Below are 26,826 nucleotides of genomic sequence, written 5' to 3'. Positions count from 1 at the left end.
CTCCGAGCCATGATAGCTCATGGCGATAAATAAGATAGCAATGAACGATTAGAACTATCAAGCCTAAGTGTGAATAATGTCCATCAACGAACGGCGACACGCCAACACCAGTGATTTTTAATCTAATAATTAAAGGGTTAATCCATGTTTACTAGCCAAGAAGGTAAGAAAATTCCACAGGTAACTTTCCACACCCGTCAGGGCGACCAGTGGATTGACGTGACTACCGATGACCTGTTCAAAGACAAAACCGTTATCGTGTTTTCTCTGCCGGGCGCATTCACCCCAACCTGTTCATCAAGCCATCTGCCACGTTATAACGAGCTAGCTCCCGTGTTCCATGAAAAAGGCGTCGACAGCATTCTGTGCGTTTCCGTGAACGACACCTTCGTAATGAATGCGTGGAAAGCGGACCAGAAAGCAGAGCACATCACTTTCGTTCCAGACGGCAACGGTGAATTTACCAAAGGCATGAACATGCTGGTCGAAAAAGCCGATCTTGGCTTTGGCCCACGCTCATGGCGCTATTCCATGCTGGTTCGTAACGGCGTGGTTGAAAAAATGTTTGTTGAACCTAACAAGCCAGGCGACCCGTTTGAAGTATCTGATGCAGATACCATGCTGAAATATTTAGCACCTGATTTCAAAGTGCAGGCTTCGGTTTCCCTGTTTACTAAACCGGGTTGCCCATACTGCGCGAAAGCTAAACAAATGCTGCAAGACCGCGGTATCCAATATGAAGAAATCGTGCTGGGTAAAGACGCAACCACCGTGAGCCTGCGCGCTGTAACTGGCCGAGCGACGGTTCCACAGGTTTACATCGGTGGACAACATATCGGTGGCAGCGATGACTTAGAAGTTTACCTGCAACAGGCATAATCACCTGCAAGTAGTCGTTATTATAAAAAAGTAAGCCAACATTTTGGCGGGTTCGTCCCGCCTTTTTTTCCGATTTCAGGAGATAGCTTCATGAAAGAACTCAATGTTGACGTGGCCGTTATCGGCGGCGGTACAGCAGGTTTAGGTGCCTATCGCGCAGCAAAACTCTCTACGCCAAGCGTTGTTATGATCGAAGGCGGTCCATTTGGCACAACCTGTGCCCGCGTTGGCTGTATGCCTTCCAAATTACTCATTGCCGCGGCAGAAGCCGTGCATCAAATCGAGCGCGCTCCCGGTTTTGGCATTCATCCTCAGGGTGAAATAAAAATTGATGGCCGCGAAGTCATGGCTCGCGTTAAACGCGAACGCGACCGCTTCGTGGGTTTTGTGATGGAAGGCGTCATCAGTATTCCTGACAACGACAAAATTCTCGGTTACGCCCGTTTTATCGATGACAATACCCTACAAGTTGACGATCACACTCGCATCGTGGCAAAACGCATCGTTATCGCCACCGGTTCTCGCCCAACATGGCCAGCGCCGTGGAACGACCTCGGCGATCGCTTAATTATCAATGATGATGTATTCAACTGGGACGATCTGCCTGAATCCGTTGCGGTATTTGGCCCCGGCGTTATCGGTTTAGAGATCGGCCAAGCACTTCATCGCCTTGGTGTGAAAGTGAAAGTCTTTGGCGTCGGTGGTGCCGTAGGCCCTCTCACGGACAGCGATGTACGCGATTATGCTCGCCGCGCTTTAGGCGAAGAGTTTTATCTCGACCCCGATGTGAAAGTCGAGATCATGCAACGCGAAGGCGATCGCGTATTTATTCGCTATCAGGATTTAGACGGTAAGCCACAGGAAATCATGGTGGACTACGTGCTGGCCGCCACCGGCCGTCGTCCAAATGTTGATAATCTCGCCATCGAAAATACGTCGCTTGAGCTTGATGCGCGTGGCGTTCCGGTCGCCGATCGACTGACCATGCAAACCAGCGTACCGCATATCTTTATCGCCGGTGATGCAAGTAATCAGCTACCGCTGTTACACGAAGCCAGCGATCAGGCTCGTATTGCCGGTGATAACGCGGGTAGCTTCCCAGAAGTGAAGCCGGGACTGCGCCGTAGTTCGATTTCGGTGGTGTTCTCCGATCCGCAAATCGCCATGGTCGGTTCAACCTATCGTGAACTCAGCCAAAAATATGGCGCCTGCGGCTGCTTCGAGGTTGGCGAAGTCTCTTTCGAAAACCAAGGACGTTCTCGCGTTATGCTGCGAAACAAAGGCTTACTGCATGTTTATGGCGAACAAGGAACGGGCAAATTCCTTGGTGCTGAAATGATGGGGCCGGAAGTTGAGCACATTGCACATCTGCTGGCATGGGCGCATCAGCAAGGTATGACCGTCGATCAAATGCTGGATATGCCGTTCTATCACCCTGTAATAGAAGAAGGCTTGCGTACAGCATTGCGTGATTTGCAAAGTAAGCTGCGCATCGGCGGCAGTGAAACCGAGCGCTGTATGCGCTGCCCGGGTGAATAACGTCGCGAATAGCTTCGCAAATTTCTCTACAAAACCGGGCATTGCCCGGTTTTTTTGTATAGTGCATTCCTAACTTAATCACTCCCGCTTGCCCCATTTCTTAACTCAGACACACTCACTTTCACTACAACAATGAGATTGATTTAGTATCAATAACGATACTATCATGGGGGCAGTGTGAAGGAGCTTGGCGATCTTGCTGAAGAGTTACGTACACATTCAACCAACCTGTCTTTTAATGAGCTGGTCAAAGTCTGCATTCTGCTGTTTGGCCCACCGAGGCAGAATAGTGGGAGCCACAAAGTCTTTCATATGCCGTGGCACGGCGATCCCAGAATAAATATTCAGGCCGGCAAAAATGGCAAAGCCAAGAGTTATCAAATTAAACAAGTTATTGCGGCAATAGAAAAATTGGAGCAGGCCTATCGTGACAACTCATGATCGCTTTACTGAACACTACACTTATCGCATTACGTGGTCTGAAGAAGATAACGAATTCGTCGGGTTGTGCAGTGAATTCCCGTCACTATCATGGTTAGCCGCTACGCGACAGGAGGCTCTAGATGGGATTATGGATCTGGTTTCCAGCGCGGTATCTGACATGTTAAGCAACGGAGAAATTCCGCCCGCGGCGCTGGCAGAGAAAAAATATAGCGGCAAGCTGGTATTACGTCTGGCTCCTGAACAACATCGACGCTTGGCTATTCTCGCCAGTGAAGAAGGCGTAAGTCTCAATCGATATCTATGTGCTAAGCTTTTAGGATAAAAAAACCGGGCATTGCCCGGTTTTTCATTGGTACAACGGCTGAACTAAAGCAGGCGCTGTTTTGCCTCGGCAATCGCCTGAGCGACCTGATGCGGAGAAACGCCACCTTTGGCACTACGTTTATCCAAACAAGATTGCAGTGACAAAATAGGATAAACGTCATCGCCAATCACGCTGCTGAATTTTTGCAATTCGCTGAGGCTCAACGCTTCCAAGGCTTTACCCTGCTTAATCGCTCCCACCACCGCTTCACCTACAATATGGTGGGCTTCACGGAACGGAACGCCTTTCGCGACGAGGTAATCGGCCAACTCTGTTGCGTTCGCATATCCTTGTTCCGCAGCTTCTTGGCAACGAGGACGCTTCACCTGAATACCATCCAACACCAGCGCGGCCATATGTAGGCAGTCCATCCACGTATCCAGTGCGTCGAATAGACCCTCTTTATCTTCCTGCATATCTTTGTTGTAGGCCAAAGGTAGGCCTTTCAACGTCATCATCATGCCGGTCAACGCGCCCTGCACGCGGCCACATTTGCCGCGAATCAGTTCTAATGCATCGGGATTTTTCTTCTGTGGCATCAACGATGAACCAGACGTCACGCGATCGGACAGCTCAACAAAGTTCGCTTCACCGCTGTTGAAGAAGATCAGGTCTTCCGCAAAACGCGACAAATGCACCATACCGATGGACGCATTAGAAAGCAGTTCCAGCACGTGGTCGCGGTCAGAAACGCTATCCAAACTGTTGCGCGTTGCGCTAGCAAAACCTAGCCATTCCGCCAACTGTTCACGATCGATGGGATAAGCCGTGCCCGCCAAAGCCCCACACCCAAGCGGGCTCACATCCAAACGTTTCAACGTATCGTGCAAACGGCTTTCATCACGCGCCAGCATCTCGGCATACGCCAAACACCAGTGAGCAAAAGTCACGGGCTGTGCGCGTTGAAGATGGGTATAACCCGGCATCACTGCGTCCTGATTGGCTTCAGCGGTTACCACCAGCGCCTGCTGCAACTGCTGAACAGCCAATAACAACTCACCGATCTCATTCTTGCACCAGAGTTTCAGATCCGTGGCAACCTGATCGTTACGGCTACGCCCCGTGTGGAGTTTTTTACCTAAATCACCGACTTTATTAATCAGCTGCGTCTCAACCCAGCTGTGAATATCTTCTGCATCGCTGGCCAAAATTGCATTGGGATTCGCCTGAACTTCTTCCAGCAACACACCCAACGCATCTTCCAACTTTTGTTGTTCTTCAATCGTTAAAACATTCACGGTCACCAGCGCCTTCGACCATGCCACCGAGCCGGTAATATCCTGCTCAGCCAATCGGTAATCAAACCGCAGTGAGTCGTTAAATTGCTTAAACCGCTGGTCTGCCGCCTGACTGAACCGCCCGCCCCATAGTGCCATGTGATGCTCCGTTGAATTTTAGTGTTCTACTCATTATTACCCCACCCCAACCCTCCCCTTCACAGGGGAGGGAGCTGTCAGCAATCGTTGCTCGATCGGCTCCTCCCCCTGCGAAGGGGGAGGTTGGGAGGGGGAAGGCCTGCTATTATTTCTTCTCGTTCAGCGCACGAATACGTGATGACAACGAGAACAAGCGAATAAAGCCGCCCGCATGGCTGTGATCGTAAACGTCATCTTCGCCGAAGGTAGCAAACTCTTCGTTATACAGGCTGTTGCCAGATTTTTTCTGGATAGCCGTTGCCTGTCCTTTATACAACTTAATCACGACTTCGCCATTAACATCTTTGGCGATGGAGTCAGCTGCAGCCTGAATGGACTCACGCAACGGCGCAAACCAACGGCCATCGTATACAACATAGGACATTTCCTGACCAAGCTGTTCACGCCATTTAAAGCAATCACGATCCAGCACTAACTGCTCTACCCCGCGCAGAGCTGCCATCATAATGGTGCCCCCTGGGGTTTCGTAGCAGCCACGGGATTTGATCCCTACCAGACGGTTTTCCACGATATCAATACGGCCCACACCGTGTTTTGCACCCAACACATTCAGCGCTTCTAAGCAGGCAAACGGGCTCATTTTTTTGCCGTTAACCGCAACCACTTCGCCGTTTTCAACACCAACGGTCACTAATTCAGACTCATTTGGTGCATCTTCAGGGGAATTCGTCCAGACCCAGCAATCTTGGTTAGAGGCATTCCATGGGCTTTCAAGCACGCCACCCTCGGTGGAAATATGCCAAGCGTTCGCATCACGGCTGTAAATTTTTTCCAGCGATGCAGTGGTTGGAATATCGCGTACTTTCAGGTAGTCCAGCAGCGCTTCACGCGAACGTAAATCCCACTCACGCCAAGGGGCAACCACTTTCAGCTGTGGAGCCAGCGCGGTATAGGTGGTTTCGAAACGAACCTGATCGTTACCTTTACCCGTTGCGCCGTGGCACAGCGCATCCGCGCCGAGTTTCAGGGCAAGTTCAACCTGCGCTTTGGCAATCAGCGGGCGCGCCATTGAGGTTCCCAGCAAATAGGTTCCTTCGTACAGCGCACCGGTTTTCAGCACAGGGTAAACATAATCTTTGATGAATTCTTCACGCAGATCGGCGATATAACAGGCAGAAGCACCAGAGCGCAGCGCTTTTTCTTCCACGCCAACCAAGTCTTCACGCTCTTGGCCGATATCTGCCACGAATGCGATAACTTCACAGTCGCCGTAGTTTTCTTTCAGCCAAGGAATGATTGCTGACGTATCCAAGCCGCCAGAGTAAGCCAGAACGATTTTGCTGATGCCTTGCGTTGCCATAGTCTTTTCCTTTATCTCAATAACTTAAAATTATTTAGTTAGATTAGGTCGTCATTACCCTACATTGACGGGTAATTAATTCGCGAGAATTCTGGTGCCTACCGGCACGCCATTAAACAATGCCGGAAGTTTCTCGGCATGGCGCCAGCTTGCAATATCAACCGGCCTTCCCAAAGACCGAGCGGCATCAAGCGCAGCGTTTACTTTTACAATCATTCCATCGGTAATAATGCCTTGAACGATCAGTTGCTCTGCTTTGGCAGCCGTCATTTCTTCTATACGCTGCCCTTTGCCATCCAGAATACCGCTAACGTCTGACAGCAAAATCAAATCCGCGCCTAAGGTTGCCGCCAATGCGGTGGCAGCCTGATCGGCATTCACATTCATCAATTCGCCTTCCGCGGTGATCCCAACCGAGCTGATAATCGGCAGATAGCCTGTTGCCAACAGCGTCGTGACCAGCGCCGGTGAGCCCGCTTTCGCTTTGCCCACATGGCCGAGTTCTTCTGACAACTGGCTCACTTCAACCATATCGCCATCGCCCAATGACAAACCTACCGCTGCAATTTTGTGTTTCTTGGCACAGGCCAGCAGCGTTTTGTTTGCCGTACCGGCGAGCGCACCGGTAATAATGCCGATCTGATCGGCTGGCGTGACGCGCAGCCCGTTCTTCTTCACTACCGGTAAATTGAGCTGCTTCATCAGATCATCCACCAAACAGCCACCGCCATGAACAATCACCAGTGGTCGCTGATGGCTTTGGCGGTAAGCAACTAAAGCCTGAAACAAACGTTGCATCGCCTCTTCACTATCGAGCAGTACGCCACCTAACTTGATGATTAATGGATTATTCATAGCAGTCTCTTTTTAAAGTTAACGTTTGGTCGTTACAGCAATGATTGGGTTTCATTAAATCCAAAGCGAATATTCATGCATTGCACCGCTTGAGCCGCCGCGCCTTTCAGTAAGTTATCTTCGGCAGACACAATAATCAGGTGCTCACCCTGAAGTGCAAAACCGATATCGCAGAACGGCGTTCCCGCAACGTTTTTGATCGCCGGAACGCCTTTGTCATAGATGCGAACCAACGGTTTTCCGGCATAAGCCTGCTGATAAGCAGCATCGATCTGCTCAGCCTTTACACCCGCGGTTAATTTGCAGGTTATCGTGGCCAAAATTCCGCGAGGGAAATTGCCTAAGTGCGGGGTGAAAATCACCGGCGTTCCTAAATGGGTCGCTATTTCAGGCTGATGGCGATGAGTAAAAATGCCATAAGGCTGCAAACTGACTTCGCAAAAGCTGGTCGTCATACTGGCTTTACGCCCTGCACCACTCACACCGCTCACGGCGTTGATGACCGGCCACTGGTTTAAATCGAGCAGACCCGCATCAATCAGCGGCTTTAATGCCAGCTGTGACGCCGTGGGATAGCAGCCGGGAACGGCCACCAGTTGAGCCTGTTTAATATCTTCAGCACGCCACTCCGCCAATCCATAAACTGCTTTGTCGAGCCAGTCGGCATGCTGGTGAGTAAATCCATAATAATCTTGGTAAAAACTAGCTTGATTGACCCGATAAGCACCGGAAAGATCAAACACCACACAGCCCATCTGTAAAAACTGCGGGGCGAGGTCATGGCTAACTTCATGCGCCGTAGCAAGAAAAACCACATCAACATCTTTTGCCATTGCCGCCACATCGCTCATCGGCAACAACGGTAAATCAACAATGCCTTTCAGCTGAGGATGCAAATCAGAAAGCAACTTTCCTGCATCTGCACTTTGCGCTGAAACCGTTAAACCGGTTATGTTCATATGAGGATGGCGATGCAGATAAGCGGCGAGTTCCGCGCCGGTATAACCGCTGGCTCCTACAATTAACCCGTTTAACGTAGACATGTATCGATTCCACCTTCTTAGTTTTTATGAAAGATTGTTGATCGGAAAAATTACATTTGGCGCTGCTCATCATAACTTTTACGGTTTCATTCGGCGAGCGCTTATTGTATTTTTATTCATAAATAATGCATGAATATTGATACTATCCTAACGAAAGGCTGTCAACAGTGAATATGAAATTACCGCCATTTATTGAGCCGTACCGTGCCCTGATCGCCACTCCATCCATTAGTGCAACGGACAGCGCGCTCGATCAAAGCAATGAAACATTAATCAACTTACTCGCAGGCTGGTTTAGCGATCTTGGTTTTCGGGTTGAAGTGCAGTCCGTGCCACATACGCGTAACAAATTTAATCTCCTCGCCAGCTATGGTGAGGGAAGTGGCGGGCTGATGCTGGCGGGTCATACGGATACCGTGCCGTTTGATGATGGACGCTGGACGCGCGATCCCTTCACGCTTACCGAGCACGACAATAAGCTTTACGGACTCGGCACCGCAGACATGAAAGGCTTCTTCGCTTTTATTCTGGATGCGCTACGCGATGTGGATTTGAGCCAGCTCAGCAAGCCGCTTTATATTTTGGCTACCGCCGATGAAGAAACCACCATGGCTGGCGCACGTTATTTCGCCGCGACGACTCATCTGCGCCCCGACTGCGCCATCATCGGTGAGCCAACGTCACTCAAACCCGTGCGTGCACACAAAGGACACTTATCAGAAGCAATCCGCATCACGGGACAATCCGGCCACTCCAGCGATCCCTCTCGCGGCGTAAACGCGATCGAACTGATGCATGATTCCATCGGCCATCTGCTGACGCTGCGGAACACGCTAAAAGATCGCTTCCACCACGATGCTTTTACCATTCCATACCCAACCATGAACCTTGGGCATATTCACGGCGGCGACGCACCGAACCGAATCTGCGCCTGCTGCGAATTGCATATGGATATCCGTCCGTTACCGGGCATGACGCTTAACGATATCGACGAGTTACTCAATCAAGCTCTAGCACCGGTGAGTGAAAAATGGCCAGGCCGTTTAACCATTGAACACCTGCATGTGCCGATCCCAGGATATGAATGCCCGGTTCATGCCCCGCTGGTGCAGGTCATTGAGGGATTATTAGGCGAGCGTGCGGAAGTGGTGAACTATTGCACCGAAGCGCCATTTATTCAGGAAGTTTGTCCTACACTGGTCTTAGGGCCCGGCTCAATCGATCAGGCCCACCAGCCCGATGAGTACTTAGCAACGTCGTTCATCCAGCCTACGCGTGATTTGATCGGCCAAGTGGTTAGACATTTTTGTAGATAATCGATGAATTACCGATCCGCGCTTTAATGAATTATTCGCAGTGAAAACGGCGGTGATATCACCCTATCGCCGCCGTTTGCAACGTAACTGTTATTAGAAACGTTAATTCCCGTCACCGTGTAATTAAATTTCAGTTAAATCACCAAATTCATGTCGTTTAGCAATAAATTGTGACAATTGACGTAGACAATGGAACGTGGCTTTATAAAAGAGGCGGTCTACGCCTTTCGGGTGAAAGAAATTTACATATTGGAGGGGTCAGGGGTCTTATGAACGAACAATATTCGGCAATGCGAAGTAACGTCAGTATGCTAGGGAAGCTGCTCGGCGACACCATCAAAGAAGCGCTGGGCGAGAATATCCTAGACCGCGTCGAGACTATCCGTAAATTATCAAAATCCTCACGTGCGGGTAACGATGCAAGCCGTCAGGAACTGTTAACGACGCTACAGAACTTGTCGAATGATGAGCTATTGCCGGTTGCCCGTGCTTTTAGCCAATTCCTGAGTCTGACAAATACCGCCGAGCAATATCACAGCATTTCCCCTCATGGCGAAGCGGCAAGCAACCCTGAAGTGATGGCTCAACTTTTCACCCGTTTGAAAAACAACAATCTCAGCGATGAGCAGATCAAAAAAGCCGTAGACGATCTCTCCATTGAGCTAGTCCTCACCGCTCATCCTACTGAAATCACCCGTCGTACCCTGATTCATAAACTGGTTGAGGTTAACAACTGCCTTAGCCAGCTCGATCACAGCGATTTGGCCGACTACGAACGCAATCAAATCATGCGTCGCCTGCGCCAGCTGGTTGCTCAATCATGGCATACCGATGAAATTCGCAAGAACCGCCCATCCCCAATTGATGAAGCTAAATGGGGATATGCCGTAGTGGAAAATAGCCTGTGGGAAGGGGTTCCGGCATTCTTACGCGAGTTTAATGAACAGCTAGAAAACTCATTGGGTTACCAACTACCGGTTGAAGCTGTGCCCGTGCGTTTCACCGCATGGATGGGCGGCGACCGCGACGGCAACCCGAACGTGACGGCAGACATCACGCGCCACGCTTTACTGTTAAGCCGCTGGAAAGCTACCGACCTGTTCCTGCGTGATATCGCCGTGCTGGTTTCTGAACTGTCGATGACAGAATGCACGCCAGAACTGCGCGCTCTAGCCGGTGGTGACGACGTTCAAGAGCCCTACCGTGAGCTGATGAAAAAGCTGCGCACGCAGCTAACTGAAACTCAGGTTTATCTGGCAGCGAAAATCAAAGGCGAACGCGCGACGCGCCCAGACAATCTGCTGGTGAAAAACGAGCAGCTTTGGGAGCCGTTGTACGCCTGCTACCAATCGCTCAAAGCCTGCGGCATGAGCATTATCGCCAATGGCCAACTGCTGGACACGCTGCGCCGCGTTCACTGCTTCGGCGTACCGCTCGTACGCATGGATGTTCGTCAAGAAAGCACGCGTCACTCTGAAGCCTTAGCTGAGCTCACCCGTTATTTGGGCCTCGGCGATTATGAAAGCTGGTCAGAAGCTGACAAGCAGGCCTTCTTGGTGCGTGAACTCAACTCCAAACGCCCACTGGTTCCACGCCAATGGGAGCCAAGCGCTGAAACTAAAGAAGTCTTTGATACCTGCCGCGTGATCGCGGAGGCACCTCAGGGTTCTATCGCCGCCTATGTAATTTCGATGGCGCGCACTCCTTCCGACGTGCTCGCTGTTCATCTGCTATTGAAAGAAGCGGGTTGCCCTTACGCATTGCCTGTTGCTCCGCTGTTTGAAACCCTTGATGACTTGAACAATGCCGAAGATGTGATGACTCAGCTATTGAGCATCGATTGGTATCGCGGCTTTATTCAGGGCAAGCAGATGGTGATGATCGGCTACTCTGACTCAGCAAAAGATGCGGGCGTGATGGCCGCATCATGGGCGCAATATCGTGCTCAAGAAGCCTTGGTTAACGTGTGTGAAAAAGCGGGCGTGGCATTAACCCTGTTCCACGGACGCGGCGGTTCGATCGGTCGCGGTGGTGCACCGGCTCATGCGGCTCTGCTTTCACAACCGCCGGGCAGCTTGAAAGGCGGTCTGCGTGTCACCGAGCAAGGCGAGATGATCCGCTTCAAACTTGGTTTACCACAGGTCACTATCAGCAGTCTATCGCTGTACACCAACGCGATTTTGGAAGCTAACCTGCTACCACCACCGGCACCAAAGCAGGAATGGCGCGATTTGATGGATGAGTTGTCAGACGTTTCCTGCGATATGTATCGTGGCTATGTTCGGGAAAATAAGGACTTCGTGCCTTACTTCCGTTCTGCGACGCCTGAGCTTGAGCTTGGCAAACTGCCTTTGGGTTCTCGCCCTGCCAAACGTAAACCAAACGGCGGCGTAGAAAGTCTGCGCGCCATTCCATGGATCTTCGCTTGGACGCAAAACCGCTTAATGCTGCCAGCGTGGTTGGGCGCAGGTGCTGCGCTACAGGCCGCCGTTGATGAAGGAAAACAGTCAACGCTGGAAACCATGTGTCGCGACTGGCCTTTCTTCTCAACCCGCATTGGGATGCTAGAAATGGTGTTTGCGAAGTCAGATTTATGGCTGGCTGAATACTACGATCAGCGCTTGGTTGACGAAAAACTGTGGCCGCTAGGCAAACAGCTACGCGATCAGCTATCGAAAGATATCAAAGTGGTGCTCACCATCGCCAATGACGATCACCTGATGGAAGATCTGCCGTGGATCGCCGAGTCTATCGCGCTACGCAACGTGTATACCGATCCATTAAACGTACTGCAGGCTGAATTGTTGCACCGTTCACGCTCGCTACCGGAGCCGGATGCCAACGTTGAACAAGCGCTGATGGTCACCATCGCAGGCGTTGCAGCCGGTATGCGCAATACAGGCTAATACTTTCCTTACAACAAACGCGCTATCTCTTTAGGTAGCGCGTTTTTCGTTTAGTCAATCACCTCGACGCTTTCATGCCCTCGCCATACCACTGTACGTAATACTTTCCTTCAATGAAAAACCACAATGCATCACGAACTCTTATTAAAAATTAGCATCTATTGTTACGAAAAAATAATATTGCTAGTATCGTCCGGCTTTATTGCAGCGCTTACTCGCTGTTCATTAATCCCGAGACACATGTTTATTGCGGTTTACTTAATCCGTTAATAAAAACTAAGGTTCCTTTAAGGTTAGATGACTAACATCCCCGCGGTGATATTCTCTGATAGGCTGAAATAATATGATTTCATCTCCAAACGCAGATAAGGCATTCAGCTGGAAAGCGTTATTCTGGCTTCTCCTGTTCTTTTGGTTTTTCTCTACAGTTCTTCAGGCTGTTATCCTCGTAACGGGATACAGCGGCTCCAACGGCATTCGTGATTCATTGCTATACAGTTCTCTTTGGCTAATTCCCGTATTTTTATTCCCAAATAAAACCCGCATTATTGCTGCGGTTATTGGCATTATTTTATGGGCCGCATCGCTGTGCTCTTTGGGTTATTACATCATCTACGGACAAGAGTTCTCCCAAAGCGTCCTGTTTGTGATGTTTGAATCGAATACCAGCGAAGCCGGAGAGTACTTCAGTCAATATTTCAGCCTTCACCTCGCTCTTCTATTGCTGGCTTATACCGTTGTCTGCGCGTTCCTTTGGACTCGCGTACGCCCAGTGTATATTCCATCATTCTGGCGTTATGTTATTCCAGCCGCGATCTTCTATGGTCTGATCGTTAATCCGCTGGCCTATAACATGGTGATACAGAAGCGTTCATTTGAAGATTCTCTACCGCGTTTAACTTCGCGTATGGAACCTGCGGCTCCATGGCAAATGATCACCGGCTATTTTGAATATCGCAGCCAGCTTGCAAGCCTGCAGGCGCTGATGAAAGAAAACAGCGCGTTGCCTCCGCTTGCAAATCTCACCGATACCAGCGGTAACGCACCGCGTACTCTGGTTCTGGTAATTGGCGAATCAACTCAGCGCGGCCACATGAGCCTGTACGGCTATCCGCGTGAGACCACGCCGCAGTTGGATGAAATTCATAAAACTGACAAGAACCTGACCGTGTTCAACGACGTGGTAACTTCCCGTCCTTACACCATCGAGATCTTGCAGCAGGCTCTGACGTTCGCTAACGAAAAGAATCCAGACCTGTATCTCACCCAGCCTTCATTGATGAATATGATGAAGCAGGCGGGTTACAAAACCTTCTGGATCACTAACCAGCAAACCATGACCAAGCGTAATACTATGCTGACCCTGTTCTCCCAGCAGACAGATAAGCAGTATTACCTGAACCAACAGCGTACACAGAGCGCTCGTCAGTATGATGAAGGTGTTCTGAAACCGTTTAAAGAAGTGATGGCCGATCCTGCACCGAAGAAATTTATCGTGGTACATCTGTTAGGTACGCACATTAACTACAAATTCCGCTACCCAGAAGGATTTGATAAGTTCAAAGGAACGGAAGGCACGCCTCCAGGTTTAAGCCAAGATCAGATTGACTCTTATAACGAGTATGACAACGCTAACCTGTACAACGATTTCGTGGTTTCTAGCCTGATCAAAGATTACTCGGCAACGAATCCGAACGGTTTCCTGCTGTATTTCTCTGACCACGGTGAAGAAGTGTATGACACGCCTCCGCACAATATTCAGGGACGTAACGAAGCGGCACCAACGCGCCACATGTACAGCATCCCGTTCATTCTGTGGACATCACCAAGCTGGCAGCAAGCGCACCCGCGTGACTTTACTTCCATGACCAATCGTAAATACAGCAGCTCTGAGCTGATTCATACGTGGTCTGACATGGCTGGTTTGAAATACGACCTGTTTAATCCAGAGAGAAGTTTGGTGAGTCCAAACTTTGTGGAAACAACACGTTGGATCGGCAACCCGTATGCGAAGAAAGGTCTGCACGATTACGACAAATTGCCGTATGGCGATCAGGTAGGTAATCAGTAGTAGGTCATCAGTAAACGTAAAAAGCCTCTTCTCGAAGAGGCTTTTTTATTTGTACGCCTATTTCACTGAATTTTAGGCAACAAAAAAGGTACCCTTAGGTGCCTTCTTCTTGAGCAAAAAGAATTACTTCTTAGTGCCTGGTACGCTGAAACGCTTGTTGAAGCGGTCAACACGACCACCGGTAGCAACATCACGCTGCTTGCCAGTATAGAACGGGTGGCAGTTACCACATACGTCCAGGTTCAGGTCGTGACCTGCGGTAGAATGAGTTTTAATCACGTTGCCGCAAGAGCAAGTTGCAGTGATTGCAACGTAGTTCGGGTGGATACCTTGTTTCATGGGATAACCTCAGTTAAGGCCGCGTCGCTATCCAGCCCTATTCCGCCAGACACCACGCGTGGTTGATAAATTTGGTTTGATAAAAAAGACTATCAAAGGCGGCGAATTATACAGAGATAAAACATCCACCGCAATCGAATTGCAAGTAGCTTTATTCATCTTCTATTACGACACGTAAAAGCAGCGATATCAATTAAACTGATTCACTCCCCCCGCGCTGCATGTAAACTACGCATACATTTAGAAGCAGGATAAAACATGTCGGTCGCTCACGTAGCCTTACCCGTTCCATTGCCACGCACCTTTGATTACCTTCTGCCCGCAGGTGTGAAACCTGCCGTGGGTGTACGGGTCAGTGTGCCTTTTGGACAGCGTAAAATGATCGGCATTATCACCGGGGTCAGCGAGCACAGCGAACTACCGCTCGAAAATTTGAAGTCGATTCACCATCTCATTGACGATGAATCGCTATTTTCCTCGCGGATGTGGCACATGCTGCGCTGGGCAGCAGACTATTATCACTACCCGATTGGCGAGGTTTTATTTCATGCGCTGCCGGTGATGCTACGTCAGGGAAAACCCGCCCAGCACGGACAACTTTGGCAGTGGGTGATCACGGAACAGGGTAAAGCGACCCTGCCTGAAACGCTCAAACGTGCACCTAAACAGCAACAGGCGCTCGCCATGTTGTTGCAGCGGCCTCTGTATCGCCATCAGGTCGTTGAATGCGATCTCACCGACGCCGCACTGCAAAGCATCAAGGCAAAAAAGCTGGCCGAGTTACGCGCAGAGTCGCCAGAGCTTCAAGACTGGCGCAAAAGCTATGCGGTAAACGGTGAGCGTTTAAAACTCAACACCGAACAAGCCACCGCCGTGGGCGCGATTCGTAGCGAAGACAACCAGTTCAGCGCATGGCTGCTAGCAGGCGTCACCGGCTCCGGTAAAACCGAGGTCTATTTAAGCGTCATCGAAAATATTCTGGCACAGGGTCGCCAAGCGCTGGTTTTAGTGCCTGAGATAGGGCTCACCCCGCAAACCATAGCCCGCTTCAGAGAGCGTTTCAACGCACCGGTAGATGTGCTTCATTCTGGTTTAAACGACAGCGAACGCCTCGCCGCTTGGCTGCGTGCGCGCAACGGTGAAAGCGCCATCGTAATCGGAACACGCTCAGCGCTGTTTACGCCCTTTGCTCGCTTAGGCGTTATCATCATTGATGAAGAACACGATGGTTCTTATAAGCAGCAGGAAGGCTGGCGCTACCACGCGCGTGATTTAGCCGTATTCCGCGCACATCAGGAAGATATTCCTATCGTGCTTGGCTCGGCTACCCCCGCATTAGAGACATTGCATAACGTTGAGTTAGGCAAATACCGTCGTTTGCGGCTCACGCAGCGAGCGGGAAACGCAAAACCAGCCACCCAACACTTGCTCGATTTAAAAGGTCTGCCGCTAAAAGCGGGTCTTGCACAGCCGTTGCTGCAACGCATGAAACAGCACGTTGATGCAGGCAATCAGGTGATTTTATTTTTAAACCGCCGAGGCTTTGCTCCAGCGCTACTGTGCCATGAATGTGGCTGGATTGCGGAATGCCAGCGGTGCGATCATTACTACACGCTGCATCAGCAGCAACATCATTTACGCTGCCATCATTGCGACAGCCAAAAGCCAATCCCACGCCAGTGCCCACAGTGTGGCACCACCAATTTAGTGCCTGTTGGGTTGGGAACGGAACAATTAGAAACCGAGCTCGCAGCGCTTTTCCCTGATACGCCGATCACCCGCATCGACCGCGATACCACCAGCCGCAAGGGCGCGTTAGAACAACAATTGGCTGAAGTACACCGCGGCGGCGCTCGTATCTTGATCGGCACCCAAATGCTGGCGAAAGGTCATCACTTTCCTAACGTCACGCTGGTTGCCTTGCTTGACGTAGACGGCGCGCTGTTTTCCGCTGATTTTCACTCCGCAGAACGCTTTGCTCAGCTCTATACGCAGGTATCAGGGCGCGCAGGCCGTGCGGGGAAACAGGGCGAAGTCATATTACAGACCCATCACCCAGAACATCCTTTACTGCTGACGCTGCTGAATCAAGGTTATGACGCGTTTGCCGAACAGACCTTAAAAGAGCGCAAAAGCGTATTTCTTCCCCCGTATACCAGCCACATCATGGTACGCGCCGACGATCACGATAACCAAAATGCACCTCAGTTTTTGCAGCAATTAAGAAATCTATTAGAAGCCAGCCCGCTGCGTGATGAGTCATTCTGGATTCTAGGGCCGGTGCCCGCACTGCAACCCAAACGCGGAGGGCGATTCCGCTGGCAGTTGCTGCTTCAACATCCGTCTCGTGCTCGTTTACAGAAAATTGTTAAAGGCACACTGCCACTGATTGGCACGTTGCCAACGGTGAAAAAAGTAAAATGGACAGTGGACGTTGACCCTACCGATAACTGATCTGCCTTGATGAGAAAGACCATCAGACAGAGAGATAAAAATGATGATTTGCGATCCCGATCTAAAAAATCTATCTAGGTCACATTTCTCATGCAAATTAGGTAACAACAGCAGGGTGCATTCTGTTTAAAATGTGATCCATATGGTAATTCATGAACTGGTATGAGCATTCCAAACAATAAATTTGGGATGACGCAAGGAAGCTGGTTTTCATTCAGTAAAACAGGACGAGCAACACTCGCCGCGTCGGCGTTTCGCCAGACGCAAGGAGAACAGCGTTGGAAGAGAAGCAAAGCATGTCTGCTGCCACCATGAAAGATGTGGCTGAACACGCCGGTGTCTCAACGGCCACCGTTTCACGAGCATTGATGAACCCCGAGAAAGTCTCTGCATCTACCCGCCAAAAAGTTGAACAGGCCGTATTAGCCGTTGGTTATTCTCCGCATGCGCTGGCCCGCAGCTCCAAGCGAAATGAATCGCGCACGATCCTGGTGATTGTGCCTGATATCTGCGATCCCTTTTTTGCCGAAGTGATCCAAGGTATAGAACGCACCGCCGCTGAACATGGGTATTTAGTTTTGCTAGGCGACTGTGCTCAGCAACAGCAGCAAGAAAAAACCTTCGTTAACCTTATTATCACTAAACAAATCGATGGCATGTTGCTGCTCGGCTCGAACGTTCCTTTTGATGCTAGCAAAGAAGAACAGAAAAATTTGCCACCGATGGTGATGGCCAACGAGTTCGCTCCCGAACTTGAACTTCCAACTGTCCATATCGACAACCTCACCGCCGCGTTTGAGGCCGTGCTCTATCTGCATGAGCTTGGTCATCATCGTATTGCCTGTATTGCTGGCCCAGAAAGTATGCCTCTGAGTAAATATCGCCTACGTGGCTATATTCAGGCGTTGCGCCGCTGCGGTATCGCTGAAGAGAAAAGTTTTGTTGAGCGCGGCGACTTTACCTATGAGGCTGGCGCTCAGGCTATGTATGCTCTTATGTCGCTGCCACAGCCACCAACGGCGATTTTCTGCCATAGTGATGTGATGGCGATTGGCGCGCTTTCTCAAGCCAAACGTATGGGATTACGCGTACCCGATGACGTTTCTCTGGTCGGTTTTGACGATATCAAGCAGGCGCAGTACTGCGATCCTCCGCTGACAACCGTTTCTCAACCGCGCTATGAAATTGGTCGCGAAGCGATGTTATTGTTGTTAGAGCAGCTACATAGCCACTCTGTGGTGAGCGGATCCAGACTGTTAGACAGCGAATTTATCGTCAGAGGAAGTACATCTGCGCCGAAACGCTAGTTAAATTGGGATGAGTTCAGTAACATGGCGCTCTTAATTCAAAATCACGATGTAGCGAAAAGACAGTGGCACAAAGAGACTATGTGAGCCGGGGCCGCTCATCAGGAGCGAAGCGCAAAACCAATACCCGGAAAAAGAAAAAATCATCTCCGGGTATATCTAAAACCATGGTGGTTGTCGCCTTGGGGGTTTTAGTGACTTTCGCTGCCGGCCTTTATTTCCTGACTCACCATAAGCCAGACAGTGATGAACTGTTACCGACGCAAGCAAAACATGCGGGTAATGGTCTTCCTCCAAAACCGGAAGAGCGCTGGCGTTACATCAAAGAACTTGAGAATCGTCAGGTTGGCGTTGCTACGCCTACAGATCCCACCAGTAACGCGGCCACTGCACCTACGCAGCAGCCACAGCTGACCGCAGAACAGCGCCAGCTTCTCGACCAAATGCAGTCTGATATGCGTCAGCAGCCAACTCAGCTGTCTGAAGTGCCGTATAACGATCAAACGCAGATTGCACGTCGTGCGCCGCAAAATAGCCGGATGCCGGATCAAACCTATACCCAGCAACAGCCGGTCACTAATTCGCAGCCACGCAATCCGTTCTCTCAGCAAAATACGGCGCCTGCTCAGCCTCGCCAAACTACCACTGAACCGGCACGTCCTGCGCGCACAGCACCGCCAGTGCAAGCGACTCAGCCACCGGTTCAGCAGCCGCATAAAGAAAAACCAGCGCCGGTAACGAGCGTGGCGGAACAGCCAGCACCAGCAAAAGAAGCCAAAACAGAAAAAGCGCTAGAGAAAGAAAGCACGCAAAAATGGATGGTGCAATGTGGTTCATTCCGTAGCACCGATCAGGCTGAATCAGTCAGAGCTCAGCTTGCCTTTGGCGGCGTTGAAAGCCGTATTACCGCTGGCGGTGGCTGGAATCGCGTTCTGTTAGGCCCATACACCAGCCGCGCTTCAGCAGACAAAATGCTGCAACGATTGAAGGGTGATGGAATGTCTGGCTGTATTGCCCTCTCCGTCGGGGGTTGAAAAGCAAAATATCCCCCCCATCTATCTGACAATGCCCCCACACAAAAGTGTGGGGTTCTTATTTCGTCAGCTACGGGGGTCTGCTCGTGACAACAATAGTAAGCGTACGCCGCAACGGTAAAGTGGTGATCGGTGGTGATGGTCAGGCGACCATGGGCAATACCGTGATGAAAGGTAATGTTCGTAAAGTGCGTCGTCTCTATAACGACCGCGTTATTGCCGGATTTGCTGGCGGCACCGCAGATGCCTTCACCCTGTTCGAACTCTTTGAACGTAAACTGGAACTGCATCAGGGACATTTGGTTAAAGCCGCCGTTGAGCTTGCCAAAGACTGGCGCACCGACCGCATGCTGCGCAAGCTTGAAGCGCTGCTGGCCGTCGCGGATGAAAACGCCTCCCTCATCATCACCGGTAACGGTGACGTTATTCAGCCTGAAAATGATTTAATCGCGATAGGTTCCGGCGGCCCGTATGCTCAGGCAGCCTCTCGCGCATTGCTAGAAAACACAGAACTGAGTGCCCGCGAAATCGTTGATAAAGCGCTGGGTATAGCTGGTGATATCTGCATCTACACCAATCAGTTCCACACCATTGAAGAATTAGACTCCAAAGCGTAAGGACTCCAAACATGTCTGAGATGACCCCACGCGAAATTGTCAGCGAACTCGACAGCTACATCATTGGCCAACACTCAGCAAAACGCGCCGTGGCAATTGCTCTGCGTAACCGCTGGCGTCGTATGCAGCTTAACGATGAGCTGCGTCATGAAGTGACACCAAAAAATATTCTGATGATTGGTCCAACCGGCGTCGGTAAAACCGAAATCGCCCGTCGTCTGGCTAAATTAGCCAACGCGCCGTTCATCAAGGTTGAAGCCACCAAGTTCACCGAAGTGGGCTATGTGGGCAAAGAAGTTGACTCTATCATCCGTGATTTGACTGACTCTGCCATGAAAATGGTACGCATGCAGTCCATTGAAAAGAATCGCTATCGCGCCGAAGAAATGGCCGAAGAGCGCATTCTGGACGTCTTGATCCCACCAGCAAAAAATAACTGGGGTCAGGCAGAGCAAAGCGCCGAGCCATCCGCTGCGCGCCAGAGCTTCCGCAAGAAACTGCGTGAAGGTCAGCTCGATGATAAAGAAATCGAATTAGAATTAGCCGCTTCACCGGTTGGCGTTGAAATCATGGCACCTCCTGGCATGGAAGAAATGACCAACCAGCTGCAGTCCATGTTCCAAAATCTGGGCGGACAAAAGCAGAAAGCGCGCAAAATCAAAATCAAAGAAACGTTCAAGCTACTGATTGAAGAAGAAGCCGCAAAACTGGTTAATCCAGAAGAGCTGAAAGAGCAGGCGATTCACGCCGTTGAGCAAAACGGTATCGTATTTATCGATGAAATCGACAAAATCTGTAAGCGCGGTGAATCCTCAGGCCCAGACGTTTCCCGTGAAGGCGTTCAGCGTGACCTGTTGCCTCTGATCGAAGGCTGCACCGTTTCCACCAAGCATGGCATGGTGAAAACCGATCACATTCTGTTTATTGCTTCTGGCGCATTCCAGGTATCCAGCCCATCGGATCTGATCCCAGAACTTCAGGGCCGTCTGCCAATTCGCGTTGAGCTACAGGCGCTGACGACAGAAGACTTTGAACGCATCCTGACCGAACCAAGTGCGTCCCTGACAGAACAGTATCAGGCGTTAATGGCCACCGAAGGCCTGACCATTAACTTTACCGCTGACGGCGTGCGTCATATTGCGGAAGCGGCATGGCGAGTTAACGAAAGCGCAGAAAATATCGGTGCGCGTCGCTTACATACCATTCTGGAACGTCTGGTCGAAGAAATTTCCTTCGAAGCCAGCGACATGAGTGGCCAAACAGTGACGATTGATGCGGAATATGTGCGTAATCATCTTGATGAGCTCGTTGCAGATGAAGATCTGAGCCGGTTTATCCTATAATTCGTTTTAAGAACCGTCCCTATCGGTTGTCGTAAAAGGGAGGCTTTGGCCTCCCTTTTTTACGTCTATACCCTAAACTATTGGCGTTGCACGCCGCGGCTAACACCGAGGTAGCATCACGTATAACGGGTATACAATATCCAATTGATAAAATATGGTAGATTACCGACCTTAACTGGAACCCTCACCCGAATATTTCACGATGGGATCCCCTGAGCGACTGAAGCGAATAATGAGTTCATCAACAACAATTAGCAGGCCACGCGCCTGGTTGGAAAGTTTGCGCCTGCGTACCTTGCCGCTGGCTTTGGCATCTATTGTCACCGGCTCCGCCATTGCAGCTTGGCAACATACCTTTAAGGTTGAAATTGCCCTGCTTGCACTGCTGACGGCGGCGATGCTGCAAATCCTCTCCAACCTCGCCAACGACTATGGCGATGCCGTGAAAGGCAGCGATACCGAAGAGCGCATTGGGCCACTACGTGGTATGCAAAAAGGCGTGATCACCCAAGCGCAGATGAAGCGAGCGCTCGGCATTACCGTGGTGATCACCATTTTGTCCGGCATTGCACTCATTGCCGTCGCCTGCCAGAAGCCACAAGATATCATCGGGTTTTTGGTTTTAGGTTTGATGGCCATCGTCGCCGCTATTACCTACACCGTAGGCACTCGTCCTTATGGCTATATGGGCTTGGGCGATATTTCTGTGTTGGTGTTCTTTGGCTGGCTCAGCGTAGCCGGTACGTATTATCTACAAGCGGGGACTTTTGACAGCGTCGTCATGCTGCCAGCCACGGCCTGTGGTTTCTTAGCCACGGCAGTTTTGAATATCAATAACCTGCGCGATATCGAAAACGATGCCGTGAATGGCAAAAACACGCTGGCAGTACGTCTCGGCCCCATCAAAGCACGCGTTTATCACGTCGTTTTACTGATTGGCGCCGTAGTGTGCTTAGCACTGTTCGCCTTGGTGAATCTCAAGAGCGCGTTTGGCTGGCTGTTTGTTCTCGCTATCCCCATGCTGTACAAGCACGGCCGCTACGTTTTCACCCACCGCACGCCAGAAGCTATGCGACCGATGCTAGAAAACATGGTGAAAAGTGCCTTACTAGCCAACGTCTTATTCGCCATTGGCACCGTACTCAGCTAATTCCCTTCTTTTCGCTGGCGCGCAAAACGTGCGCCAGCGCCGCGTTTAGTCATATTTAACAATTGGTGCTTTTGCAAACAACATGAATAAGGGGATATACTAGACCTCCCTGCGGCAAACAGACGTTAATCCTATGAAATACGATACTTCCGAACTATGCGACATTTATCATGAAGATGTGAATGTAGTAGAACCGTTGTTCTCCAACTTTGGTGGGCGTACTTCGTTTGGCGGGCAGATCACTACGGTGAAATGCTTTGAGGATAACGGCCTGCTCTATGAATTGCTGGAAGAAAACGGACGTGGACGCGTAATGGTCATCGACGGCGGCGGCTCTGTGCGTCGTGCTTTAATCAACGCGGAACTGGCTCGTCTTGCAGCTCAGAATGAGTGGGAAGGCATTGTGGTTTACGGTGCCGTTCGTCCAGGTCGATGACCTCGAGGAACTGGATATCGGTATTCAAGCAATGGCAGCAATTCCTGCTGGCGCAGACGGAGAAGGCATCGGCGAAAGCGACATCCGCGTCAACTTCGGCGGCGTGACCTTCTTCTCCGGCGATCATCTGTATGCAGATAACACCGGTATTATTCTTTCCGAAGAACCGTTGGATCTTGAATAATCCATCGCTTTCTTTGTGAGAAAAGGCGCTCATTGAGCGCCTTTTTTATATTTTAACCATGAACAAAGATAACTTAGTTAACTTCATCCATGCGGCCTAACAAAGAGCGCAGGCGCTCCTGCCATGCAGTTTGTTCTTCTTTAAGCTGTTCGTTTTCACGCACCAAAGACTCACGAGAGCCAGCGGCTTGCTGAACTTCTTGATTCAGTTGAGTGTTCTGTTCTTTCAGCTCTTCGATTTCCATCTGCAACAGCGTAATGGTATCAATCGCCTGCTGAACTTTTGCTTCCAATTTTTCAAATACTTCAAATGACATTCTTCTGTCCCCTTATCATAGCCAGGCGTACATCTGCTGTAGTGAGTGCGTTTCTTTAGCACCCACTGCGAAAATATAGTTGCGCCCATAAACACAACGGCTGCTGTCACCTCAAGGCGCGCAAGCCACTGCGCAATAAATTCGTTTCAACTCCGATTGTATGTACCCCATTCTCTACTGTCTAGCGCGATACTGAGGCAAAGTGCAGTCTGTAACAAATTCGCACCTTCTGCCTATCAGCAAATCCTTAAAAAACGCATTTTTCTCTACGATGTTGTTTTCACAATTATTTTACAAAATCGTGTCACCATGATCTGTGTCAGTGGTCAGATCACAAAAAATTTTCGCTAAAAGAGCACTAAATGCGCGGCTTCACTCATTTTTATGACGAAGCACACACATTTTGATTTCGCTATTTCTCGTTTTTGCTCGTTAACGATAAATTTACAACAAGCCCAGAAAAAATAGATAAGGGCTGATCCTTACTCCCTACAATAATTCGTCGTTAGGACATCAAGTCATGAGCCAAACAGCTAGTTCAACGTTAAAAGGGCAATGCATCGCTGAGTTTCTTGGCACCGCGTTGCTGATATTTTTTGGATGTGGCTGCGTAGCTGCACTCAAGCTGGCAGGCGCAAGTTTTGGTCAGTGGGAAATAAGCGTCATTTGGGGCTTGGGTGTTGCCATGGCAATTTACCTCACCGCCGCTATCTCTGGTGCACACCTCAACCCTGCCGTCACCATCGCGTTATGGCTGTTTGCCTGCTTTGATAAACGCAAAGTTGTGCCTTACATCATCGCGCAAATCGCAGGTGCATTTTGCGCGGCAGCGCTAGTGTATGGCTTATACCACAACCTGTTTGTCGATTTTGAACAAGCCAACCACGTCGTTCGCGGCAGCGTAGCCAGCTTGGATCAGGCGGGCGTGTTCTCAACCTACCCAAATCCACATATCTCGGTTGGACAAGCATTCTTGGTTGAAACCGTGATTACCGCCATTCTGATGTGCTTAATCTTAGCCCTTACCGATGACGGCAACGGCATTCAGCGTGGGCCATTAGCACCGCTGTTGATCGGTATTCTGATCGCGGTTATCGGTGCATCCATGGGGCCACTAACCGGATTTGCCCTAAATCCAGCCCGTGATTTTGGTCCTAAAATCTTTGCCTATCTGGCGGGCTGGGGTGAAGTCGCCTTTACGGGCGCCCGTGATATTCCATACTTCTTAGTACCTATCTTTGGCCCAATCGTCGGTGCATGTATTGGTGCCTTCGGTTACCGCTCATTGATTGGCCGCCACTTGCCATGTGATGTGTGCAAGTTAGAAGATGAGCCAGCAGCGAAACCAGAGCAGCGTAAAGCTTAGTCATTCACCGGCGTAGGCGATGTCTGCGCCGGTTTTCATCTCTTTGAGACACCATGTCGTTTTCAGTTCATCAACGCAGGATTAATGTTATGACGACCGAAAAAAAATACATCGTCGCGCTCGACCAAGGAACCACCAGCTCTCGTGCCGTGGTACTGGATCATGACGCTAATATCATCAGCGTCTCTCAGCGTGAATTTGAGCAAATCTATCCAAAAGCAGGATGGGTTGAACATGACCCTATGGAGATTTGGGCGACGCAAAGTTCTACTCTGGTCGAAGTTCTTGCGAAGGCAGATATTAGTTCAGATCAAATCGCCGGTATCGGTATCACCAACCAGCGTGAAACCACCATCGTATGGGAAAAAGAAACCGGTAAGCCAATTTATAACGCTATCGTCTGGCAATGCCGCCGTACCGCTGATATTTGCGAAAAGCTGAAAAAAGCAGGTATGGAAGAGTACATTCGCCACAATACAGGCTTAGTGGTTGACCCGTATTTCTCCGGCACCAAAGTAAAATGGATTCTGGATCACGTTGAAGGTTCACGTGAACGTGCAAAACGTGGCGAGCTGTTGTTCGGCACCGTTGATACGTGGTTGGTATGGAAAATGACGCAGGGGCGTGTTCACGTCACTGATTACACCAACGCCTCCCGTACCATGATGTTCAACATCCACACTCTTGAGTGGGACGAGCGCATGCTGGAAGCGCTGGATATCCCTCGCGAAATGCTGCCAACCGTACACCCATCGTCAGAAATTTATGGCCAAACCAACATCGGTGGTAAAGGCGGGACACGTATTCCTATCGCGGGTATCGCGGGTGACCAGCAGGCAGCGCTTTATGGCCAGCTGTGTGTTCAGGAAGGCATGGCGAAAAATACCTATGGTACCGGCTGCTTCCTCCTGATGAATACGGGTAAAGAAGCGGTTCCTTCTAAGCACGGCCTGTTGACGACCATCGCCTGTGGCCCACGCGGTGAAGTTAACTATGCACTGGAAGGTGCGGTATTTATCGGCGGTGCATCCATTCAGTGGCTGCGCGATGAGATGAAGCTTATCAACGATGCAGCCGACTCTGAGTACTTCGCTACGAAAGTCAAAGACAGCAACGGCGTGTACGTTGTTCCTGCCTTCACCGGTTTGGGCGCACCGTATTGGGACCCGTATGCGCGTGGCGCTATCTTCGGTCTAACCCGCGGCGTCAACAGCAACCACATCATTCGTGCAACGTTGGAATCTATCGCTTATCAAACTCGTGATGTGCTGGACGCCATGCAGGCAGACTCAGGTACTCGCCTGAAAGCGCTGCGTGTCGACGGTGGTGCCGTTGCCAACAACTTCCTGATGCAGTTCCAGTCTGACATCCTCGGTACGCGTGTTGAGCGCCCTGAGGTGCTAGAAGTCACCGCGTTGGGTGCAGCTTATCTGGCTGGCCTCGCCGTTGGTTTCTGGAGCGATCTGGAAGAGCTGCGCAGCAAGGCAACTATCGAGCGTGAATTCCGCCCAAGCATTGAGACCGTGGAACGTAACTACCGCTACAGCGGCTGGAAAAAAGCGGTATCACGCGCTCAGGCGTGGGAAGAGCACGATTGATATTGAGCTCACCAGTTATGTATAAAAACTAAGATGTAAGGTTTCGTTCGCCTATCAGCAACGGCATTTGCCTATTAGCTGAGTTGAAGGCGACCGATGAGGGGCGCCAGCGCGCGCCCCTTCAATCCTCGCGCTTTTATCCGAGATGCCATCTCCGCTCCGGTTTGGTATCGCCCATCCCGGGCGCCCCAAACTCCGCCGGTACATCCCTGTACCGGCGGCTCTCTCTACCAAAACTTAAATAGTTAAAAAGACAAAAATGTCTTTTGCCTTTTGTCTTGTCCTGTTGAAAGAATGCATTTTAGAGCCGCCAGCAGGGATGCTGGTGGCAGGTTGAGGGCGCACAGGACGTGCGCTCCGAGACCGGTCGGCCAAACGACTCGGTAAAAGCGCGAGAGTGAAGAGGTTGCGCGCTGGCAACCTCTTCTCGGACGCCTACGCCATCGGTTTCATGGAAACAAATTTGCTGACTAGCGGACGAAACCCTTCATCGCTCCAACATAGAATAGAAGGCAGAAGCAATGAAGCC

The 26,826-nt window shown here is 50.5% G+C and carries 21 protein-coding genes and 1 pseudogene; 16 read left to right on the top strand and 6 right to left on the bottom strand.

Annotated elements, in window-relative coordinates:
• Positions 1 to 144 precede the first annotated feature (144 nt).
• The 4 genes from DSM2777_RS03460 (at position 145) to DSM2777_RS03445 (ending at position 3,184) form a co-directional block, all read left to right on the top strand.
• On the top strand, positions 145 to 879 hold the full coding sequence (locus tag DSM2777_RS03460) for a glutathione peroxidase (protein WP_025801454.1): 735 nt from the start codon (positions 145 to 147) through the stop codon (positions 877 to 879).
• A 90-nt stretch (positions 880 to 969) separates the two neighbouring features.
• A complete protein-coding gene (locus tag DSM2777_RS03455; RefSeq protein WP_061553183.1) occupies positions 970 to 2,418 on the top strand; it encodes a dihydrolipoyl dehydrogenase in 1,449 nt (482 codons plus the stop codon).
• A 177-nt stretch (positions 2,419 to 2,595) separates the two neighbouring features.
• On the top strand, positions 2,596 to 2,859 hold the full coding sequence (locus DSM2777_RS03450) for a toxin HicA (RefSeq protein ID WP_040045205.1): 264 nt from the start codon (positions 2,596 to 2,598) through the stop codon (positions 2,857 to 2,859).
• A complete protein-coding gene (locus tag DSM2777_RS03445) occupies positions 2,846 to 3,184 on the top strand; it encodes a type II toxin-antitoxin system HicB family antitoxin (RefSeq protein ID WP_061553182.1) in 339 nt (112 codons plus the stop codon). The genes DSM2777_RS03450 and DSM2777_RS03445 overlap by 14 nt, the downstream gene beginning before the upstream one ends.
• A 44-nt stretch (positions 3,185 to 3,228) precedes the next feature.
• On the opposite strand, the gene argH is transcribed toward DSM2777_RS03445, so the two are convergent.
• The 4 genes from argH to argC all read right to left on the bottom strand — a co-directional run bounded on the left by argH (position 3,229) and on the right by argC (position 7,860).
• A complete protein-coding gene (gene argH / locus DSM2777_RS03440; protein ID WP_061553181.1) occupies positions 3,229 to 4,602 on the bottom strand; it encodes an argininosuccinate lyase in 1,374 nt (457 codons plus the stop codon).
• A gap of 145 nt (positions 4,603 to 4,747) precedes the next feature.
• Positions 4,748 to 5,962 carry an argininosuccinate synthase gene (locus tag DSM2777_RS03435; RefSeq protein ID WP_043490141.1) on the bottom strand — a complete coding sequence of 405 codons (1,215 nt, stop codon included), beginning with the start codon at positions 5,960 to 5,962 and terminating at the stop codon, positions 4,748 to 4,750.
• Between the two features lie 75 nt (positions 5,963 to 6,037).
• Complete coding sequence (argB, locus tag DSM2777_RS03430; RefSeq protein WP_025801458.1) at positions 6,038 to 6,817, bottom strand: acetylglutamate kinase; 780 nt, start codon at positions 6,815 to 6,817, stop codon at positions 6,038 to 6,040.
• 32 nt (positions 6,818 to 6,849) lie between these two features.
• On the bottom strand, positions 6,850 to 7,860 hold the full coding sequence (gene argC / locus DSM2777_RS03425; RefSeq protein WP_061553180.1) for an N-acetyl-gamma-glutamyl-phosphate reductase: 1,011 nt from the start codon (positions 7,858 to 7,860) through the stop codon (positions 6,850 to 6,852).
• A 167-nt stretch (positions 7,861 to 8,027) separates the two neighbouring features.
• On the opposite strand from argC, the gene argE reads away from it, so the two are divergent.
• The 3 genes from argE to DSM2777_RS03410 all read left to right on the top strand — a co-directional run bounded on the left by argE (position 8,028) and on the right by DSM2777_RS03410 (position 14,153).
• Positions 8,028 to 9,176, top strand: coding sequence for an acetylornithine deacetylase (gene argE, locus DSM2777_RS03420; RefSeq protein WP_156088324.1), 1,149 nt, complete (start codon positions 8,028 to 8,030; stop codon positions 9,174 to 9,176).
• Positions 9,177 to 9,445: 269 nt separating this feature from the next.
• Positions 9,446 to 12,082, top strand: coding sequence for a phosphoenolpyruvate carboxylase (gene ppc, locus DSM2777_RS03415; RefSeq protein ID WP_046458892.1), 2,637 nt, complete (start codon positions 9,446 to 9,448; stop codon positions 12,080 to 12,082).
• 343 nt (positions 12,083 to 12,425) lie between these two features.
• On the top strand, positions 12,426 to 14,153 hold the full coding sequence (locus tag DSM2777_RS03410) for a phosphoethanolamine transferase CptA (RefSeq protein WP_061553178.1): 1,728 nt from the start codon (positions 12,426 to 12,428) through the stop codon (positions 14,151 to 14,153).
• A 123-nt stretch (positions 14,154 to 14,276) separates the two neighbouring features.
• Here the strand turns inward: DSM2777_RS03410 and rpmE are convergent, their stop codons facing one another.
• Complete coding sequence (gene rpmE / locus DSM2777_RS03405; RefSeq protein ID WP_025801463.1) at positions 14,277 to 14,492, bottom strand: 50S ribosomal protein L31; 216 nt, start codon at positions 14,490 to 14,492, stop codon at positions 14,277 to 14,279.
• Positions 14,493 to 14,750: 258 nt separating this feature from the next.
• On the opposite strand from rpmE, the gene priA reads away from it, so the two are divergent.
• The 7 genes and pseudogenes from priA (at position 14,751) to rraA (ending at position 23,017) form a co-directional block, all read left to right on the top strand.
• A complete protein-coding gene (gene priA, locus DSM2777_RS03400; protein WP_061553177.1) occupies positions 14,751 to 16,946 on the top strand; it encodes a primosomal protein N' in 2,196 nt (731 codons plus the stop codon).
• A 296-nt stretch (positions 16,947 to 17,242) separates the two neighbouring features.
• A complete protein-coding gene (cytR, locus tag DSM2777_RS03395) occupies positions 17,243 to 18,253 on the top strand; it encodes a DNA-binding transcriptional regulator CytR (RefSeq protein WP_418009377.1) in 1,011 nt (336 codons plus the stop codon).
• Between the two features lie 65 nt (positions 18,254 to 18,318).
• Positions 18,319 to 19,287 (top strand): cell division protein FtsN, encoded by a 969-nt coding sequence (ftsN, locus tag DSM2777_RS03390; protein WP_071889860.1) that lies wholly within the window; start codon positions 18,319 to 18,321, stop codon positions 19,285 to 19,287.
• 86 nt (positions 19,288 to 19,373) lie between these two features.
• Entirely contained in the window at positions 19,374 to 19,904 is a 531-nt protein-coding gene (gene hslV / locus DSM2777_RS03385; RefSeq protein WP_025801467.1) for an ATP-dependent protease subunit HslV, read from the top strand.
• 11 nt (positions 19,905 to 19,915) lie between these two features.
• Positions 19,916 to 21,247, top strand: coding sequence for an HslU--HslV peptidase ATPase subunit (gene hslU / locus DSM2777_RS03380; protein WP_061553175.1), 1,332 nt, complete (start codon positions 19,916 to 19,918; stop codon positions 21,245 to 21,247).
• Positions 21,248 to 21,479: 232 nt separating this feature from the next.
• Positions 21,480 to 22,397: a 1,4-dihydroxy-2-naphthoate polyprenyltransferase gene (locus DSM2777_RS03375; RefSeq protein ID WP_046458888.1), complete on the top strand. Its 918-nt coding sequence runs from the start codon at positions 21,480 to 21,482 to the stop codon at positions 22,395 to 22,397.
• A gap of 133 nt (positions 22,398 to 22,530) precedes the next feature.
• Positions 22,531 to 23,017 (top strand): annotated as a pseudogene (gene rraA / locus DSM2777_RS03370) (ribonuclease E activity regulator RraA).
• A 73-nt stretch (positions 23,018 to 23,090) separates the two neighbouring features.
• Here the strand turns inward: rraA and zapB are convergent.
• Positions 23,091 to 23,333, bottom strand: a complete 243-nt coding sequence (gene zapB, locus DSM2777_RS03365) for a cell division protein ZapB (RefSeq protein WP_025801471.1) — start codon at positions 23,331 to 23,333, stop codon at positions 23,091 to 23,093.
• 520 nt (positions 23,334 to 23,853) lie between these two features.
• Here zapB and DSM2777_RS03360 point away from each other — a divergent pair.
• Both DSM2777_RS03360 and glpK read left to right on the top strand, forming a co-directional pair.
• The gene (locus DSM2777_RS03360; RefSeq protein ID WP_046458887.1) at positions 23,854 to 24,699 is read left to right on the top strand and encodes an MIP/aquaporin family protein; all 846 of its coding nucleotides are present in this window, start codon (positions 23,854 to 23,856) and stop codon (positions 24,697 to 24,699) included.
• An 89-nt stretch (positions 24,700 to 24,788) separates the two neighbouring features.
• Entirely contained in the window at positions 24,789 to 26,297 is a 1,509-nt protein-coding gene (glpK, locus tag DSM2777_RS03355) for a glycerol kinase GlpK (RefSeq protein WP_046458886.1), read from the top strand.
• Positions 26,298 to 26,826: the final 529 nt, after the last annotated feature.

This window comes from Obesumbacterium proteus (genome assembly GCF_001586165.1).
Lineage (GTDB): Bacteria > Pseudomonadota > Gammaproteobacteria > Enterobacterales > Enterobacteriaceae > Hafnia > Hafnia protea.
The sequence above is the reverse complement of the archived record's forward strand: the minus strand, read 5'-3'. Positions and strand labels throughout refer to the sequence as shown.